The 17,705-nt window shown below is 67.2% G+C and carries 13 protein-coding genes; 4 read left to right on the forward strand and 9 right to left on the reverse strand.

The features are described 5' to 3' along the window. Nucleotides 1-28: 28 nt before the first annotated feature. Both pstC and pstS read right to left on the reverse strand, forming a co-directional pair. Nucleotides 29-1,021: a phosphate ABC transporter permease subunit PstC gene (pstC, locus tag ACIGHN_RS20540; RefSeq protein WP_396505777.1), complete on the reverse strand. Its 993-nt coding sequence runs from the start codon at nucleotides 1,019-1,021 to the stop codon at nucleotides 29-31. Between the two features lie 127 nt (nucleotides 1,022-1,148). After that, nucleotides 1,149-2,171: a phosphate ABC transporter substrate-binding protein PstS gene (gene pstS, locus ACIGHN_RS20545; RefSeq protein ID WP_056413251.1), complete on the reverse strand. Its 1,023-nt coding sequence runs from the start codon at nucleotides 2,169-2,171 to the stop codon at nucleotides 1,149-1,151. A 264-nt stretch (nucleotides 2,172-2,435) separates the two neighbouring features. Here pstS and ACIGHN_RS20550 point away from each other — a divergent pair, with 264 nt between their 5' ends. Further along, nucleotides 2,436-3,914 carry a Ppx/GppA phosphatase family protein gene (locus ACIGHN_RS20550; RefSeq protein WP_056413254.1) on the forward strand — a complete coding sequence of 493 codons (1,479 nt, stop codon included), beginning with the start codon at nucleotides 2,436-2,438 and terminating at the stop codon, nucleotides 3,912-3,914. A 115-nt stretch (nucleotides 3,915-4,029) separates the two neighbouring features. Further along, complete coding sequence (locus ACIGHN_RS20555) at nucleotides 4,030-4,578, forward strand: hypothetical protein (RefSeq protein ID WP_396505778.1); 549 nt, start codon at nucleotides 4,030-4,032, stop codon at nucleotides 4,576-4,578. Between the two features lie 129 nt (nucleotides 4,579-4,707). Here the strand turns inward: ACIGHN_RS20555 and ACIGHN_RS20560 are convergent, their stop codons facing one another. The 5 genes from ACIGHN_RS20560 to ACIGHN_RS20580 form a co-directional block, all read right to left on the reverse strand. After that, on the reverse strand, nucleotides 4,708-5,172 hold the full coding sequence (locus ACIGHN_RS20560; protein WP_056413260.1) for a histidine phosphatase family protein: 465 nt from the start codon (nucleotides 5,170-5,172) through the stop codon (nucleotides 4,708-4,710). Then, nucleotides 5,169-7,313, reverse strand: a complete 2,145-nt coding sequence (gene ppk1 / locus ACIGHN_RS20565) for a polyphosphate kinase 1 (protein WP_396505779.1) — start codon at nucleotides 7,311-7,313, stop codon at nucleotides 5,169-5,171. Before ppk1 ends, ACIGHN_RS20560 begins: the two co-directional genes overlap by 4 nt. Before the next feature lie 93 nt (nucleotides 7,314-7,406). Next, nucleotides 7,407-8,498: a glycosyltransferase family 4 protein gene (locus tag ACIGHN_RS20570; protein WP_396505780.1), complete on the reverse strand. Its 1,092-nt coding sequence runs from the start codon at nucleotides 8,496-8,498 to the stop codon at nucleotides 7,407-7,409. Continuing rightward, on the reverse strand, nucleotides 8,495-9,364 hold the full coding sequence (locus ACIGHN_RS20575; protein ID WP_396505781.1) for a UDP-2,3-diacylglucosamine diphosphatase: 870 nt from the start codon (nucleotides 9,362-9,364) through the stop codon (nucleotides 8,495-8,497). Before ACIGHN_RS20575 ends, ACIGHN_RS20570 begins: the two co-directional genes overlap by 4 nt. Beyond that, nucleotides 9,364-10,200: a GNAT family N-acetyltransferase gene (locus tag ACIGHN_RS20580; RefSeq protein WP_396505782.1), complete on the reverse strand. Its 837-nt coding sequence runs from the start codon at nucleotides 10,198-10,200 to the stop codon at nucleotides 9,364-9,366. The genes ACIGHN_RS20575 and ACIGHN_RS20580 overlap by 1 nt, the downstream gene beginning before the upstream one ends. 177 nt (nucleotides 10,201-10,377) lie before the next feature. Between ACIGHN_RS20580 and ACIGHN_RS20585 the strand changes: the two genes are divergently transcribed. Together ACIGHN_RS20585 and ACIGHN_RS20590 are read left to right on the forward strand one after the other, a co-directional pair. Further along, nucleotides 10,378-13,359, forward strand: coding sequence for an EAL domain-containing protein (locus ACIGHN_RS20585; protein WP_396505783.1), 2,982 nt, complete (start codon nucleotides 10,378-10,380; stop codon nucleotides 13,357-13,359). Between the two features lie 173 nt (nucleotides 13,360-13,532). Next, nucleotides 13,533-15,758, forward strand: a complete 2,226-nt coding sequence (locus ACIGHN_RS20590; protein ID WP_396505784.1) for an EAL domain-containing protein — start codon at nucleotides 13,533-13,535, stop codon at nucleotides 15,756-15,758. Nucleotides 15,759-16,010: 252 nt separating this feature from the next. Here ACIGHN_RS20590 and ACIGHN_RS20595 read toward each other — a convergent pair whose 3' ends face one another. Both ACIGHN_RS20595 and ACIGHN_RS20600 read right to left on the reverse strand, forming a co-directional pair. Then, complete coding sequence (locus ACIGHN_RS20595; RefSeq protein WP_056422316.1) at nucleotides 16,011-17,048, reverse strand: amino acid ABC transporter substrate-binding protein; 1,038 nt, start codon at nucleotides 17,046-17,048, stop codon at nucleotides 16,011-16,013. Between the two features lie 21 nt (nucleotides 17,049-17,069). Beyond that, nucleotides 17,070-17,642, reverse strand: a complete 573-nt coding sequence (locus ACIGHN_RS20600) for a GNAT family N-acetyltransferase (RefSeq protein ID WP_396505785.1) — start codon at nucleotides 17,640-17,642, stop codon at nucleotides 17,070-17,072. Between the last annotated feature and the right edge of the window lie 63 nt (nucleotides 17,643-17,705).

The following is a 17,705-nucleotide window of genomic DNA, read 5'->3' on the forward strand; positions in this document are numbered from 1 at the left end:
TCTCAATTGAGTGGGTTCATGGTCCAGATCACAGGCCCTTGGCCTTCTCGGCGCGCAGCAGCATGATCTTGGCGGCCGACAGCACCACGAAGGTGATGACGAAGAGCAGGAAGCCCAGGGCAAACAGCGTGGAGAGGTGGAAGTCCGCGGCCTCGCCGAACTCGTTGGCCAGCGTGGAGGCGATGGACGTGCCGGGCGAGAACAGCGACGTGGGCATGCGGTTGGCGTTGCCGATGACGAAGGTCACGGCCATGGTCTCGCCCAGAGCGCGGCCCAGGCCCAGCATCACGCCGCCGATCACGCCCTTCTGGGTGTAGGGCAGCACCACGCGGCGCACCACTTCCCATGTCGTGCAGCCCAGGCCATAGGCCGACTCGCGCAGGATGGGAGGGACGATCTCGAAGACGTCGCGCATCACGGCCGCCACGAAGGGCAGCACCATGAAAGCGAGCACGATGCCCGCCGCCAGGATGCCGAAGCCGTTGGTGCTGCCACCGAACAGGAAGCCCACCAGCGGCATGGAGCCGAGCAGCTTTTGCACCGGCATCTGGAAGTAGTCTGCGAACAGCGGCGCGAACACGAACAGGCCGAACATGCCGTAGATGATGGACGGCACGGCCGCCAGCAGCTCTACCGCCGTGCCCAGCGGACGGCGCAGCCACACCGGGCAGGTTTCGGTCAGGAACAGGGCGATGCCGAAAGCGAGCGGCACGGCGATCAGCAGCGCAATGCCTGCGCTGGCCAGGGTGCCGACGATGGCGATCGCGGCACCGAATTGTTCATTGATGATGTCCCATTCCACGCGCCAGATGAACTGGACGCCGAACTTGTGGAACGTGGGCCATGCGTAGACGAAAAGAGAAACGATGATGCCCAGCAGTGCAGCGAGCACGAGCAGCGACAGGCTCTGGGTCAGGCGATGGAAAAAAATGTCCTGCAGGCGTTGCCGCTTGGCAATCGAGACCATGGACTCTGTGGGGGCGCCCGTCACTTTGTTGACGGACACGGGTTGCGAACTCATGGTGGTTCCCACGCTCATGTTGACTCCCATCTGGCTTCTGGAGGCCCCACAAACCAGTACCCATCGGCCAGACCGGCCGGCCGATGGGTACTATTTTGGGGCAGACTGCTTTTATTGTTGGAGTTAATTACTTCTTGATTTGCGACCAGACCTTCGAGCGGATCTCGGCGGTCAGGCTGTCAGGCAGGGGCACGTAGTCCAGTTCGGTGGCCATGCCCTTGCCGTTCTTGAAGGCCCATTCGAAGAACTTGAGCACTTCGGCCGATTGCGCCTTGTCGGCCGGGTCCTTGTACATCAGGATGAAGGAGGCCGTGCTGACGGGCCAGCTGTCGGCACCCTTGGCGTTGACCATCGAGATGCCCATGCCGGGCACGCTGAACCAGTCTGCGCTGGCGGCAGCGGCGGCAAAGGTCTTGTCGTCGGGGCTCACGTACTTGCCGTCAGCGTTTTGCAGCTGTAGGAAGTTCATGTTGTTCTTCTTGACGTAGGCGTATTCGACGTAGCCGATGGAGCCCTTCACGCGGGAGACGTTGGCGGCGACGCCTTCGTTGCCCTTGCCGCCCACGGACGACGCTGCGGGCCACTTGACGGCAGCGCCCTTGCCCACGGAGTCAGCCCACTCCTTGCTCACGGACGACAGGTAGTCCGTCCAGTTGAAGGTAGTGCCGGAGCCGTCGGCGCGGTGCACGACGGTGATGTTCTGGTCAGGCAGGGTCTTGCCGGGGTTCAGGGCCGCCAGCTTGGCGTCGTTCCACTTGGCGATCTTGCCCAGGAACACGTCAGCCAGCACGGGGCCCGTGACGCGCAGTTCGCCGGGCTTGAAGCCATCCAGGTTGATCACGGGCACCGTGCCGCCGATGATGGCGGGGAACTGCACCATGCCGTCCTTGTCGAGGTCAGCACCGGGGACCGGGGCGTCGGTGGCGCCGAACACGACGGTCTTGGCGCGGATCTGGCGGATGCCGCCGGACGAGCCGATGGACTGGTAATTCAGGCCCGTGCCGGTTTCCTTCTTGTAGGCTTCTGCCCACTTGGCGTACATCGGGAAGGGAAAGGTAGCGCCAGCGCCGGTGATGTCCGCTGCAAAGGCACCACCGACCGCGAAGGTGGCCAGTGCGACTGCAACGGTTTTGAGAAATGTGCGTTTCATGAGGTTACCTTTGGACTAGGGTTAACAGGAACACCGTGAACTCTAGGGGGCCAAGATGACAATTCAGTGACAAAAAGCCACCCATTCGACCGTGCGCTACAGAGGTAAAACACCCAAAAGGCAATGTCACGAACCCGTCACACAACCACAACACACTGGCTTGACGCTGGCCATTCCCTCCTCTTCTCCTGCCGTGCGCGGGCAGCAGCTTCCATGCGCCGTGGCACGCGGTAGGATGCCGGTCGAAGCTCCTACCAGAACAATATGCACAACGGCACACGCCTCGCCGCGGTCGACCTCGGCTCCAACAGTTTTCGCCTTGAAATCGGGCGCTACGAGTTCGGACACATTCAGCGCGTCGAATACCTCAAGGAAACCGTCCGCCAGGGCAACGGCCTGGACGAAGACCGCAACCTGACACCGGAGGCCATGGAGCGCGGCTGGGCTTGTCTCGCGCGTTTCGGCGAACGCCTGGCCGGCTTCCCCCGCGCCCAGGTGCGTGCGGTGGCCACGCAGACCCTGCGCGAAGCGCGCAACCGCGAGGAGTTCCTGTCGCGCGGCAGCGAGATGCTGGGCTACCCGATCGACGTGGTGTCGGGCCCCGAAGAAGCGCGCCTCATCTACCAAGGCGTTGCACGCCTGCTGCCCCAGTCCGACGAACGCCGCCTGGTGGTCGATATCGGCGGGCGGTCTACCGAACTCATCCTGGGGCAGCAATTCACGCCCCACGCGGTGGCATCGTTTCGCGTGGGCAGCGTGGCCTGGTCGCAGCGCTACTTTCCACAAGGCGAGTTTACCGCCACGGCATTCCTCGCGGCCGAAATTGCGGCCAAGGCCGTGCTCGACGAGGCCTTGGGAACGTTCCGCCCGGATGCATGGGAAGTGGCCTATGGCTCGTCCGGCACCGCAGGCGCGGTGGGCGACATTCTGGCAGCGGCCGGGGGCACGCCCGGCACCATCACCCGCGAGGGGCTGGCTTGGCTGCACGAGCGGCTGCTGCGCGCGCAGACAGCCGACCGCCTGCGCATGGACGGTCTGAAGGAAGAGCGCCGCGCCGTGATCGGCGGTGGCGTCAGCGTGCTGCGGGCCGTGTTCGACCTGCTGGAGATCGACCAGATGCAGGTCGCGCAAGGCGCGCTGCGCCAGGGCGCGCTGTACGACCTGCTGGACCGCGAGCAGCCCGGCACCGACCTGCGCACCACCACCGTGAACGGGCTGATGCAGCGTTTTGGGGTGGATGCGGAACATGCCGAGCGGGTGGCGCGCACGGCATGCGCCTTGTTCGACCAGGCCGCCCCCGCCGGCAGCGAGCGCGCCGCACGCAAGCTGGACTGGGCAGCCCGCCTGCACGAGATCGGCTGCCTCGTCTCGCACAGCGACTACCACCGCCACGGTGCCTACATTCTGGACAACACCGATGCGGCCGGCTTTGCCGTGCCTGAACTGCACCGCCTGGGAATCCTGGTGCAGGGGCAGCGCGGCAAGGTCCGCAAGATCGAAGCGGACCTGCAAGACCCGATGTTCGCATTGCAGTTGCTGAGCCTGCGCTTGGCCGTGGCCCTGTGCCATGCGCGCCGCGACCCCGACACAGCGGGCCTGGCGCTGCGCCAGGACGGTGCGCGCTTTCATCTGGCAACACGCGGTGGCTGGGCCGCGGCATACCCGCAATCGGCCCACCTGTTGCGCGAGGAAGCGCTGGCATGGCTGAAAACCCCCTGGGAGCTGGCCGTCAGCCTGGCCTGAAGACGGGAGCGGGTGTGTTGAGCGCTGGCATAAAACGGTATAAACTGTTTATACCGTTTATTTCATCGATGCCATGACTACTACTTCCAGCGCTCCGCTTCCAGCCACTTCCGCAGTGCCCGCTGCCCCCGCCCCTGCCGCCAAGCCGGTGAAAACCACCGCTGCAGCAGCCCCCAAGCCAGCGGCCAAGGTCCCCGCACAAACCGCCGCCAAACCCAAGGCAGCCGCAGCCCAGCAGCCTGCTGCCAAGGCGACCAAGCCCGCCAAGCCTGCGAAAGCCGCCAAGGCAGCGCCCGCAGAGAGCGCGAAAGACAGCAAGGCGAAGAAGCCCAAGCTGGTGCGCGACAGCTTCACCATCCCCAAGGACGAGTACGCCGTCATCGAGACGCTCAAGCAGCGCTCGGCGGCACTGGCCCAGCCCGTCAAGAAAAGCGAGTTGCTGCGTGCCGGTCTCAAGGTGCTGGCAGCCCTGTCCGACACTGCCCTGCGCTCCGCCCTGCAAGCCGTGCCGTCCATCAAGACGGGCCGCCCCAAGGCCGAGGCCCCTGCCGCAAAGCCGGTGGCCGCGCCGGCAAGCTCCACGACCACCAAGCCCGCCGCCAAGCCGGCTGTGAAGGCGACTGCAAAGACGGCCTCGAAGACGGCCAAAGCCAGCCGCAAGTAACTCAAGGCACCTGCGATGCTTCTGCAGGGCACCGGCTGGTCCTGCTAGAGCCAGGCAGGCCAGGCAGGCCAGGCGGGCCCGGCAGGCAAGGCCCGCCAGCGGACCCCGCCACCCGGCGCGCCGCAGCGGCTACAGCAGGTCGGGCGACTGCACCGCCAGCAGCAGGGTCTGGCTCTCATCCAGGCGTTGCCGCTGGCGCAGCCACCACACCGCCCCCTTGCGCACGGCGCAGTCGGCCGCCTGCAGCCCCATCAGCTGCGCAATGGTTTGCCCCAGCACGGGCTGGTGCCCGATGACCAGCACAGCCCCCTTGGCACGCGGCCATTGCGCCAGCTCCAGCAGTTCCTGCGGGGTCCCGCCGGGCAGCAGCTCGGCCCGCATCTTGAACTTGCGGCCGAGCGCGCTGGCCGTCTGCTCGGTGCGCCGTGCGGGGCTGGCCAGCACGCGCAAGCCTTCCGGCAGTTGCCGGTCCAGCCAGGCGGCCATGCGCGCAGCCTGCTTTTCCCCCCGCGGCGTCAGCGCCCGCGCCAGGTCGTCATGGCCCTCTTGCGGCTCTTCCGCCTCTGCATGCCGCCACAGGATGAGGTCCATCATGCAGCCCCTTGCTCGACAGCCCCCGCGGGCGGCACAGGCCCGTAGCGAACCATCAGTGCGTCTTGCGCGCCCACGCCGTCGGTGGGGTGCTCCGCACGGTCATAACCGCCCTCGGCGTTCAGCGTCCAGGCATCCCGGTTGTCGTGCAGATACGCCACCAGGCACTCGTCCACGATCTGCTGGCGCAGCGATGGGTCGGTCACGGGCCAGGCCAGTTCCACACGCCGCATCATGTTGCGGTTCATCCAGTCGGCGCTGGAGAGGTACAGGTCCTCCTGCTCGCCCGCCAGGAAGTAGAAGACCCGCGTGTGCTCCAGGAAGCGCCCGATGACCGAGCGCACCCGGATGTTCTCCGTCGCGCCCGGCAGCCCTGCCGGCAGCATGCACGCGCCGCGCACGATGAGGTCGATGCGCGCACCGCGCTGCCCAGCCAGTATGAGGGCCCGCATGAGCGCCTCGTCGGTGAGGGAGTTCATCTTGGCGACGATGCGCGCGCCCTCGCCCCGGCTGGCGGCCAGGCCCACCTGCTCAATCTTCTCCAGCATGCGCCGGTGCAGATGGAACGGGGCCAGCATGAGCTTGCGCAACCGGGGTGGCCTGTTCTGGCTGGCCAGATGGTTGAAGACGCCGTCCATGTCGGCGGTCATGTCTTCGTCGGCGGTGAGGTAGCTCAGGTCGGTGTAGAGCCGGGCAGTCCGCATGTTGTAGTTGCCGGTGGACAGGTGTCCGTAGCGCTTGAGCTGCCGCCCTTCCCTGCGCGTGACGAGCAGCATCTTGGCGTGGGTCTTGAGCCCCACCACCCCGTACACTACCTGCGCGCCGATGGACTCCAGCGCCTCGGCCCAGTTGATGTTGGCTTCTTCGTCAAAGCGCGCCTTCAGCTCCACGACCGCCATCACCTCCTTGCCGCGGCGCACTGCCTCGGTCAGAAGATCCATGAGTTCGGAGTCGGAGCCCGTGCGGTAGATGGTTTGCTTGATGACCAGCACGTTGGGGTCGTTCACCGCTTCCCGCAGGAATGCCAGCAGGCCGTCGAAGCTCTCGAACGGTTGATGAATGAGCACATCGCGGCGCCGCATCTGGTCCATGATCGGCATGCCGGGCTGCAACTGGCGCGGCCAGGCCGAGTTCCACGGCGCAAACAGCAACAACGGGTCGTTCACCAGGTCCACCAACTGGGTCAGGCGCACCAGGTTCACGGGGCCTTGAACCCGGTACAGCGCAGCAGCAGGCAGGCCGAATTGCGCGAGCAGGAAGTCCGACAGGAACTGGGAGCAGCCGGACGACACTTCCAGCCGCACGGCCTGGCCGTAGTGGCGGTGCTGCAACCCCTGGCGCAAGGCGGTCCGCAGGTTGCGCACGTCTTCCTCGTCCAGTGCCAGGTCCGAGTGCCGGGTCACCCGGAACTGCGAGAACTCCGTGACCTCGCGGCCGGGGAAGAGGTCTTCCAGGTGCGACCGCACGATGCTGGAGAGGCTGACGAACTGATTGCGCTCGGAGGCAGCGCGCTCCGGAATGCGCACCAGCCGCGGGAGCGCCCGCGGCACCTTGACGATGGCGATTTCGTTTTCGCGCCCAAACGCATCGCGGCCTTTCAACCGCACGATGAAATTGAGCGACTTGTTGGCCACCTGCGGAAACGGGTGCGCAGGGTCGAGCCCCACCGGGATCAGCAGCGGCCGCACTTCGCTCGCAAAATACTCCTGCACCCAGCGCTTTTGCGCTGACGAGCGCTCGCCATGCCCCAGGATGCGGATGCCGTGCTCGGCAAAAGCGGGCACCAGCGCCTCGTTGTAGAGCGCGTACTGGCGCTCGACCAGGCCATGCACCTTGGCGGCCACAGCCTCGAACGACGCGGTGGAATAGCGGCCCTGCGTTTCGCCTTTTTGCGCTGCGGTGATGTGCGGCGCGGCGCGCACTTCAAAGAATTCGTCGAGGTTGGACGACACGATGCACAGGTAGCGCAGCCGCTCCAGCAGCGGCACATCGCTGCGCACGGCCCAGTCGAGCACGCGCTCGTTGAAGGCCAGGATGCTGTGGTCCCGGTCCAGGAAAGCCGGCCACTGCGCGGATTGCGCCAGTGCAGCCGGGGCACCGTCATGACGGTCATGTGACAAGGCAGCAGGAGGGTGTTCGGTCATGGCAGCGGTATCGAACCGCATGGCGGCAGCGTCATCAAAAGGCAAAGGCAGCATGGGTACGCAAGCGCGGCAAGTGCGGGATGGCCTCAGTATTTAACGCCCAGATGACAATGATGTGACAGATTTTGTGACAGCCGCCGGCACCGTCACAGCGCCGGAATGCACAGGCACCAGGTGCTGCTCGAACAGGCGCGCCGCGTGCGCCCAGGTGAAATCCAGCGCGCGGGCCCGCGCCTCGCACCGGGGAATGGCCAGCGCTTGCTGCGCGGCAATGAGCAGGCTGTCATGCAGCACCCCGCCCTGCGGTGCCTCGCCCGCATGGGCCCCGAGCACTTCCATGGGCCCGTCGACCGGAAACGCCGCCACCGGCGTACCGCAGGCCATGGCCTCCAGCATCACCAGGCCAAAGGTTTCCGAGCGGCTCGGAAACACGAACACATCGGCTGCCGCGTAGACCTGTGCCAGCGCCGACCGCTCCAGAATACCCAGCCAGCGGACCTGCGGATAACGTGCCTTGAGGCGCTCTTCCAGCGGACCGACGCCGCAGACCACCTTCGTGCCCGGCATGTCCAGCTGCAAGAAGGCCTCGATGTTCTTCTCGTAAGACACCCGCCCGACATACAGGGCCACGGGGTGGGCCAGCGTGCCGGTGAGCGGGCTGTGCGTCACCGCGCCATGGAAGGAGAACGCCTGCGTGTCGACACCGTGCGTCCACAGGCGCAAATTGCGAAAGCCCCGCTGGGCCAGCATCTGCAGCACGCCCTGCGTGGGCACCATGACACCTGAAGACGGCCGGTGGAAATGCCGGAACAAGGCATACCCCCACGACAGCGGCACGCGCAGCGCTGCCTGCAATATCTCCGGAAAGCGGGTATGAAAAGCCGTGGTGAACGCCAGGCCCTTGCGCAGGCAATGGCGCCGCCCGGCCCAGCCCAGCGGGCCCTCGGTGGCCAGGTGAATGGCGTCGGGCTGGATCTCGTCGAGCATGCGGGCCACCTGCTTTGCGGGGCGCACCGCGAGGTCGATGCCTGCGTAGCCGGGGCATGGACGCGTCTTGAACTGGCCGGGCTCGATCACCCGCACCTCGTGCCCCAGCGCCTCGAGCTCCTGCACCAGCTCCAGGAGGGTGGTGACCACACCGTTGACCTGGGGACGCCATGCGTCGGTGACCAGTGCGATTTTCATACCGTGGCCTCTGCTGTCACAGTGGATGTTGTGCGTTGCGGCGCAGGCGCATGCCATTGCACCAGTTCAAGCCGGCCGTCCATGTGCTCGACCAGCGCAGTGCGGCTTTCCACCCAGTCGCCGTCGTTGCAGTACAGCGTGCCATTGATCTCGCGCATCTCGGCGCGGTGTATGTGGCCACACACCACGCCGTCGTGCCCGCGGCGGCGGGCCTCTGCAGCCACGGCCACCTCGAAGTCAGTCACGTAGTTCAGGGCCTTCTTGACCTTGCCCTTGAGGTACGCCGATAGCGACCAGTACGGCAGCCCCATGCGCGCGCGCAGGGTGTTCAGGTAGCGGTTGAGCTTGAGGGTGAACTCATACAGGTTGTCGCCCACATAGGCCAGCCACTTGGCGCACTGGATCACGCCATCGAAGTAGTCGCCGTGCGTCACCCACAGGGTGCGGCCATCGGCCGTTGTGTGCACGGTGTCCTCGGCCACCTCGATGCCGCCGAATGAGTGGCCGACGAAGGCGCGGGCGAATTCGTCATGGTTGCCGGGCACGAAGACCACGCGGCAGCCCTTGCGCGCACGGCGCAGCAGCTTTTGCACCACGTCGTTGTGGGCCTGGGGCCAGAACCAGCGGCGGCGCAGTTGCCAGCCGTCCACGATGTCGCCCACCAGGTACAGATGGTCGCTGGGGTGGTGCTTCAGGAAGTCGAGCAGGGCCTCGGCCTGGCAGCCGGGGGTGCCCAGGTGCAGGTCGGAGATGAACACCGCCCGCAGGTGCCGGTGCCCTGGTGGATGCGCGTCGTCGGCGGCAGGGGCATGCCCACCTCCCACGTGTGCAGTCCAGTCGCCGAGCGCGTCGAACGCGGCGCGCATCAGGCCCCCAGAAAGTGCTTGCGGTAGCGCGGGTGCAGGTCTGCCAGCCGCATGAGCATGGGCAGGTCTGCCGTGTTGAAGTCCGGGTCCCACGCGGGGGCGCCCAGCACCCGCGCACCCAGGCGCAGGTACCCCTTGATCAGGGCCGGCGGCTCCACGAAGACCGAGCCGTCCAGTTGGTCGATGGGCAGCGGCAGGCGGGGCAGAACGTGGTATTCGATGGGGGCCAGGTGCGTCTGGCGCACCTGGTTCCAGATGCTGGCGGCGGCATCGCCGCTGATCACGCCGTTGTGCAGCATGGGAATGCTGGCGCAGCCGATCATGGTGTCGAGCTGGTTGCGCACCATGAAGTCGGCCAGCGCGCTCCACAGGGCCATGATCACGCCGCCGTGGCGATGGTCGGGGTGCACGCAGCTGCGGCCCAGCTCGACCATGCGGGGGCGCAGGGTGCGCAGGCGGGTCAGGTCGAACTCGGTGTCGCTGTAGGTGCTGCCCACGCGCCTGGCCTGCGCCGGCGTGAGCACGCGGTAAGTCCCAATGACTTGCTGGCTCTGCGCGTCGCGCACCAGGAGGTGCTCGCAATAATCGTCGAACAGGTCCACGTCGTGGCCGGGGATGGGGGTCGTCAATCGAGCGCCCATCTCCGCCGCGAACACATCGAACCGCAGCTTCTGCGCCTGGCGCACCTCGTCTTCATGCCGTGCCCAGGTGACCTGAATCGCACCGCGCTCGGGCGCTGCCCTGGCTGCGCCGGGCACCGCGCCGGGGGCTTGCAGGGCGCTGCGGGGCTGCGCATCTTGGGGCAGGATCGGCGTCAAGGCGGACAGCTCATTCATGGTGCAACATCTCCTGATGTAGGGCCGGCGCAGCGAACATTCCCGCAGCGGCCAGGGAACCGGGTCCCTGGGTCGCAGTGTGGGACTCGTCCATGACATCGCCATGTCCACGGCATGTCAGCGGCATGACAGGCAAGCGTTTTCCACGACGCGGGAGCCGGCCTGTGGGCCTGCATAATGGATTCAGGAAACCACGCTGTGCAGACATCTCCTCCCACCCGATCCCGCAGGTCCCTCACGGGCCCCCTGGTGGTTTTTGTTCTGTCGGCGTTGTGTGCGGCCGGGCTGATCTGGACGCTGGAGCAGCAGGAACGCGACCAGCAGCACACGCAGGTGGCCGATATCGCGGGCGACCATGTGCAGGCGCTGCAGCGGGCCATCGAGCTGGCGCTGTCGGCCAACAACACCCTGGTGGCCCTGGTGCGGCAGGGCCAGGGCACCGTGACCCAGTTCGAGGACATCGGCACCCAGATGCTGCCCTTCTACCCGGGCATTGCGGCCATGGGCCTTGCGCCGCAAGGCGTCGTCAGGCAGGTGGTGCCCCGGCAGGGCAACGAGAACATCATCGGATTCGACCAGCTCAACGACCCCCGCCAGGGTCCGGAGGCGGTGCTGGCCCGCGAATCCGGGCGACTCACGCTCGCGGGGCCGCTGGAGCTGGTCCAGGGCGGGCTGGGCGTGGTGGGCCGCCAGCCGGTGTACCTGGACAACGCCCAGGGCCAGCGCACGTTCTGGGGCTTCACCTACGTCACGATCCGCCTGCCGGACGTGCTGGAGGTGGCGCGGCTGCCGCAGCTGACCCAGCGGGGCTACCACTACCGGCTGTGGCGCGTGCGGCCCGGCACGTCCGAAGAGCAGACCATTGCGCAATCCACGCCTCCCCCTGCGGCAGACCAGGCCGTCGGGCGCGCGCTCAACCTGCCCAATGGGCAATGGACGCTGAGCCTGGCCCCTGACAAGGGCTGGGGCAACCCCGGCGTGCTGGCGGTGCGGTGCGCCCTGGGGCTGGGGTTCGCACTGATGATGGCGTACCTGGCCTGGCTGCTGTTCAGGCTCAAGGCCCACGAAAAAGGCCTGGAGCAGCAGGTCGCGCAGCGCACGGCCGAGATCCAGGCCACGCAGCAGCAGCTGCGCGCCACCATCGACGCCATTCCCGATCCTCTCTTCGAGATCGACCAGGAGGGCCTCTATTGCAGCGTGCACAGCCAGCGGCCCGAGCTGCTGATGGCACCCGCTGCCGATCTGATCGGGCGCAACGTGACGGACATGCTGCCGGCGCTTGCGGCCCTGGCGGTGATGGACGTGCTGCAGGAGGCGCAGCAGCAAGGCTGGTCCACGGGACGGCAGATCATGGTCGACCTGCCCGGGCTGGGCACGAGCTGGTTCGAGCTGTCCGCCGCGCGCAAGGCCACCGCCCCGGGCGATGTACCGCGGTACATCGTGCTGTCGCGCGACATCACCGACCGCAAGCGCACGCAGGAGCAATTGCAGCTCACCGCGCAGGTGTTCGACCAGAGCAGCGAGGCCATCGTCATCGCCGATGCGACGCACACGGTGGTGCGCATCAACAAGGCGTTCACCCGCATCACCGGCTACTCCGAGAGCGAGGCCATCGGGCAGTCTGTACGGCTGCTCACGGCCGCGGAATCCGTGCGCGACTTCGACACCGACACGGTGTACGCCCGTCTCACGCAGGACGGGCGCTGGGAGGGCGAGGTCCGCGGGCGCCGCAAGGACGGATCCACGTACCCGCAATGGCTGTCGGTGAGCAGCGTGCGCGACGGCAAAGGCGTGGTGACGCACTCGATCACGCTGTTTCGCGACATCACCCAGCAACGCGATGCGCAGGACCGCATCCAGCGCCTGGCGCACTTCGATCCGCTCACTGAGCTTCCCAACCGCGCGCTGCTGGCCGAGCGCGCGCAGCGGCATATCGACGAAGAGCGCTCCCGTGGCGGCACCCTGGCGCTGCTGTTTCTGGACCTGGACCACTTCAAGAACGTCAATGACTCGCTGGGCCACCGCATCGGCGACATCCTGCTGGTCGCCGTGGCGCGGAGGCTGCAGTCCCTGCTGCAGCCGCACGACACGGTGTCGCGCCTGGGCGGCGACGAATTCCTGCTGCTGCTGCCCGCCACTTCGGCAGCGGCAGCGGCAGAGGTGGCCAACCGGCTGCTGACGGCAGTGGCCGAGCCTTTTCAGCTGGACACGTACGAGCTCACGACCACGCTGTCGGTGGGCATTGCGATGTATCCGGCAGACGGTGAGTCGTTCGACACGCTGTACCAGCGGGCAGACGCGGCCATGTACCGCGCCAAGCAGAACGGCCGCAACAGATACGGCTTTTTCACCGCCGATCTGGAAGCCCGCACCGCACGGGCCCTGCAGATCGAGAACGCCCTGCGCCGCGCCCTGGAGCGCAACCAGTTCGAGCTGCACTACCAGCCCCAGGTGTCGCTGGACAGCCGCAAGCTGATGGGCGCGGAAGCCCTGCTGCGCTGGCGCCACCCTGAGCTGGGCATGGTGTCGCCGGCCGAGTTCGTGCCGGTGGCAGAAAGCAGCGGCATGATCGTCGCGATCGGCGAATGGGTGATCCGCACCGCGGTGAGCGACATCAAGCGCTGGCTGGACATGCAGCTGCCGCTGCGCGCGGTGTCGGTCAATGTGTCGGCCGTGCAGTTCCGCCACCCGCAGTTGCCGGAGATGGTCACGCGCTGCCTGGAGCAGGCCGGGCTGCCCGCCCGGCGGCTGGAGCTGGAACTGACCGAAGGCGCCGCGGTGGACGACCCCGCCGCCGCGCTGGCCATGATGGACCAGCTGCACGACCGTGGCGTGCGCCTGTCGATGGACGACTTCGGCACCGGGTATTCGTCGCTGAGCTACCTCAAGCGTTTCCAGATCTACAAGCTCAAGATCGACCAGTCGTTCGTGCGGGACCTGGAAGACGATGCCAACGACCGCGCCATCGTGAGCGCCATCATCCGCATGGCCCAGGCCCTGGGCATGCAGACCACGGCCGAGGGGGTGGAGACCGACGGGCAACTGGACTTTCTGCGGGCCCAGGGGTGCGACGAGGGCCAGGGCTATCTCTTCAGCCGCCCCCTGCCCGCCGCCGCGTTTGAGGCGTATCTGCGGGACCAGCTGCGCCTGCCTGCCTAGGCAGCCTCCGGGGCGCGGGGAAAGTGGGGCCGGTCCGCGCTGGCCGCCGCATCGCAAGGCACAGGCCGGCCTTCAGGCTGCGCGCCACACCCTGGCAGGAACGGTTGTAAGGCAGCACTGCTACACTTTGGTACAAATTTTCTGCCGCCCGGCTTTCCATTTTTCCCGGTTCCATGTCCGCGCCCTACGGCGCTCCAGAGTTGCAGCGTCCTGGAGCCGCCCCCCAAACGCCTCTGCAGCGCGCCTTGCGCGAACAGCAAACCTTGCTCGACAGTGCAGGCGTGGGCATTGTCTTTCTGCGCCAGCGCAGCGTGGTGCGCTGCAACCAGCGGTACGCCGAGATCTTCGGCTATGCCGCCCCCGAGCGTTTGGTCGGGCTGAACACCGAAGCCTTCTACCCCGACAGAGACTCCTTCCGCGAGCTGGGGCGCACCGCCTATCCCGTGCTGGCACAAGGGCTCTCCTTCCGCGTCGAACGCCCCTTGCGCCGGCGTGACGCCAGCCTGTTCTGGGCCAGCCTGACCGGGCGCCTGATCAACCCGCACGACACGGCCGAAGGCTCGATCTGGATCGTGGACGACATCGACGAGCAAAAGCGCGCCGCCGCCGCGCTGAACGCGGCCGTGACGGAAAAGCAGTTGCTGTTCGACAGCGCCATGGTGGGCATCGTCTTCCTGCGCGAGCGGCAGCTGACGCGCTGCAACCACCATTTCGAGCAGATGCTGGGCTACCAGCCCGGCGAGCTGGTCGGCAGCCCGTCGCGCCGCTGGTATGCCAGCGATGCGGCCTGGGACGAAGTGGGACGCCGGTGCTATCCCCCCATGGCAGCGGGCCTGACCTACGAGGGCGAGGTCGAGCTGCGCCGCAAGGACGGCACCCCGGTGATCTGCGAAGTGCGCAGCAAGTCGCTGGACGCGTCAGACCCGTCCCAGGGCACCATCTGGATCACCATGGACATCACCGAGCGCAAGCAGGCCCAGGCGGCCCTGGCGCGCGCACACGAGGACCTGGAGCAGCAGGTGCAGGACCGCACCCGCGAGCTGCGCGAGACGGTGGACGACCTCCACCGCGAGATCAACGACCGCAAGGCCGACCAGGAGCGCATCTACTGGCTGGCCCACTACGACGCCCTGACGGGCCTGCCCAACCGCACGCTGCTGTCCGAACGCGCGCAGCAGGCCATCCGCGTGGCGCAGGAAGGCAACACGCCCCTGGCCGTGATCTTCCTGGACCTGGACCACTTCAAGCACGTGAACGACTCGCTGGGTCACCGTGTGGGCGATTCGCTGCTGGTGGAGATCGCCAAGCGGCTGCGCGCCGTGGTGCGGGACAAGGACACGGTGTCGCGCCTGGGTGGCGATGAGTTCGTGCTGCTGCTGCCCGGGGCCAACGCCCACGGCGCGGCCCGAGTGGCGGGCAAGCTGCAGGAGGCCTCGCGCCAGCACTACCAGATCGATCACCACGAATTGACCATGGCGCCGTCCATGGGCATCGCGCTGTTTCCGCAGGACGGTGCGGACTTCGACACGCTGACCCAGTCGGCCGACGTGGCCATGTACCGCGCCAAGCTCGACGGGCGCAACACCTTCAAGTTCTTCACGCCGGAGATGCAGGCCCAGTCCGTGCGCGCGCTGCAGCTGGAGAACGCCCTGCGCCGGGCCCTGGAGCGCAACCAGCTCCAGCTGCACTACCAGCCCCAGATGAGCCTGACCACGGGCGCCGTGCGCAGCGTGGAGGCCCTGCTGCGGTGGAACCACCCGCAACTGGGCGGCATATCGCCGGCCGAGTTCATCCCGATCGCCGAGGACAGCGGCCAGATCCTGCAGATTGGCGAATGGGTGCTGCGCACCGCGCTCGCGCAGCTGAAGGTGTGGCGCGCGAGCGGCTTCCCCCGGCTGATGATGGCGGTCAACCTGTCGGCCATCCAGTTCCGGCAGCCGCAGCTGCCCGAGATGGTCAGCCGCACCCTCGCCGAGTTCGACCTGCCCCCCGATGCGCTGGAACTCGAGCTGACCGAAGGCGTGGCCGTGGACGACCCCCATGCCGCCGTGGCCACCATGGACCAGCTGCATGCGCGCGGCGTGCGCATGTCGATGGACGACTTCGGCACGGGCTATTCATCACTGAGCCAGCTCAAGCGCTTTCAGATCTTCAAGCTCAAGATCGACCAGTCGTTCGTGCGGGACCTGGGCGACGCGGGCAACGACCGCGCCATCGTGAGCGCCATCATCCGCATGGCGCAGGCGCTGGGCATGCGCACCACGGCGGAAGGCGTGGAAACCGAAGGGCAGCTCGCCTTCCTGCTGGAACAGGGCTGCGACGAAGCGCAGGGCTACCACTTCAGCATGCCGCTGGCCGCGCCCGAGCTGGAAGCCTTCATGCGCCGGCTGGCGCACTGACACGCCAGCAGGCACGACGGCAGCGCTGCAGCACAGCCGGCAGAACGCGAGGGCCGCGCCGGCCCGCGCCCGCCCAACCATCGCCTTCAGATAAAAACAGGCTCCACCGCTTGATGGACAAGCGCGGGCAGCTATATTTTCAATAGCAAACGTTGCTACACCGAGGCACGGGGCATGTCAGCCCATGCGACCGTGGCCACCATGGCGCCATGGCGCCCACGCAAGGCGTGCGCAACCCCCACCACCACGCGCTCAGCGGATCGGTACGGCGTACATCAGCCCCTGCTTGTTCCACTGGTTGTTCAGGCCGCGCGGCAGCCCCAGCGCGGACTTGGGGCCGACGTTGCGCTCGAAGATCTCGCCGTAGTTGCCGGTGGTCTTCACCGCCCGCAGCAGCCAGTCGCGGTCCAGGCCCAGCAGCTTGCCCGTGTCTTCCGACGTGCCCAGCATGCGCTGCACCACGGGATGGGTGCTGCTGGTTTTCAGCTGCTCCGCATTCGCCTGGGTCACGCCGTATTCCTCGGCCTCGATCAGGCCGTAGATCACCCACTTCACCACGGCGAACCACTCGTCGTCGCCCCGGCGCACCAGGGGCCCCAGCGGCTCCTTGGAGATCAGCTCAGGCAGGATGGCATGGGTGGCGGCGCCATCGCGGATGGTGCTGCGCAGCGAGGCCAGGCCCGACGCATCGGTGGTGTAGGCCGTGCAGCGGCCGGCCAGATAGGCACTGGTGGCGGCATCGATCTTCTCGAACATCACCGGCTTCACGTCCAGGCCGTTCGTGCGGGAGTAGTCGAGCAGGTTCTTCTCGGTGGTGGTGCCCGACTGCACGCACACGGTCTGCCCCTTGAGCTGGCGGGTGCTTTTGATCTTGCTCTTGGCGGGCACGATGAAACCCTGCCCGTCGTAGTAGGTCACCACGGTCTGGTGCAGGCCCAGCGAGGCGTCGCGGGTGAGCGAGAACGTGGTGTTGCGCGAGAGCACATCCACCTCGCCGGACTGCAGCGCGGTGAAGCGCTGGGGCACGTCCACCGGCACGTACTTGACCTTGTGCCCATCGCCGAGCACGGCCGCAGCCAGGGCGCGGCACACGTCCACGTCCAGGCCCGACCACTTGCCGCTCGCGTCCGCCATCGCAAACCCGGCCAGGCCGGTGTTGACGCCGCACACCACCTGCCCCCGCGCCTTGATGCCGTCGAGCGTCTTGCCTGCATGCGCGGCAGGCACCGCGGCCACGGCCGCCAGCGCGGCCCATCCCATCACAGCGATCCGGTGCCAAGATGTCTTCATGCGGAGGTCTCCGGGGAAAGTTCAGAGTGCGGGCGCTGCGGCGGGCCCGGGGCCGTGCAGCACCTTCTGCAGGAATTGCGCCTGCCCCATGCCGGGGTCCAGAGTGTAGGCCGCGAAGCCTTCGCGCTCGTACGCGCGCAGGGCACTGTGGTTGCCCGACAGCACCTCCATGGTCAGCTTGCAGGCGCCCCGCTCCCGGGCGATCACCTCCACCGCCTGCAGCATGCGCTGCGCGATGCGGTGGCCGCGCCACCCGGGCGCCACGGCCACGTCGTGCACGTTAACCAGCGGCTTGCAGGCAAAGGTGGAAAACCCCTCGAGGCAATTGATCAGCCCCACCGGAACCTCGCCGTGCGGCGCGGCAGCGTCTGCAGCCCAGGCGATCACGCTGAAGGCCTGGGGACGCTGCCGCAGGGCCGCGGGCAGCCCCTGCTTCACTTCGTCGCTGAGCGGCTCTCCGCCGCCCGCTGCGTCGCGTGCATAGCCATCGAGCAGATCGACCAGCGCCCGGGCATCGCGGGCGTTGGCAAAGTCGACGCGGCGGACGTGGATGGCCAGGGGTGTCGAGGTGGAAGTCAAAGCGGCAGACGGCATGAGAGGAATCCTGAGCGGCGGCCGAGGAGCTTCAGCCGCAAAAGTGACAGCGTACCGGATCGC

It is taken from the genome of Acidovorax sp. NPDC077693 (assembly GCF_044542805.1).
Lineage (GTDB): Bacteria > Pseudomonadota > Gammaproteobacteria > Burkholderiales > Burkholderiaceae_C > Acidovorax.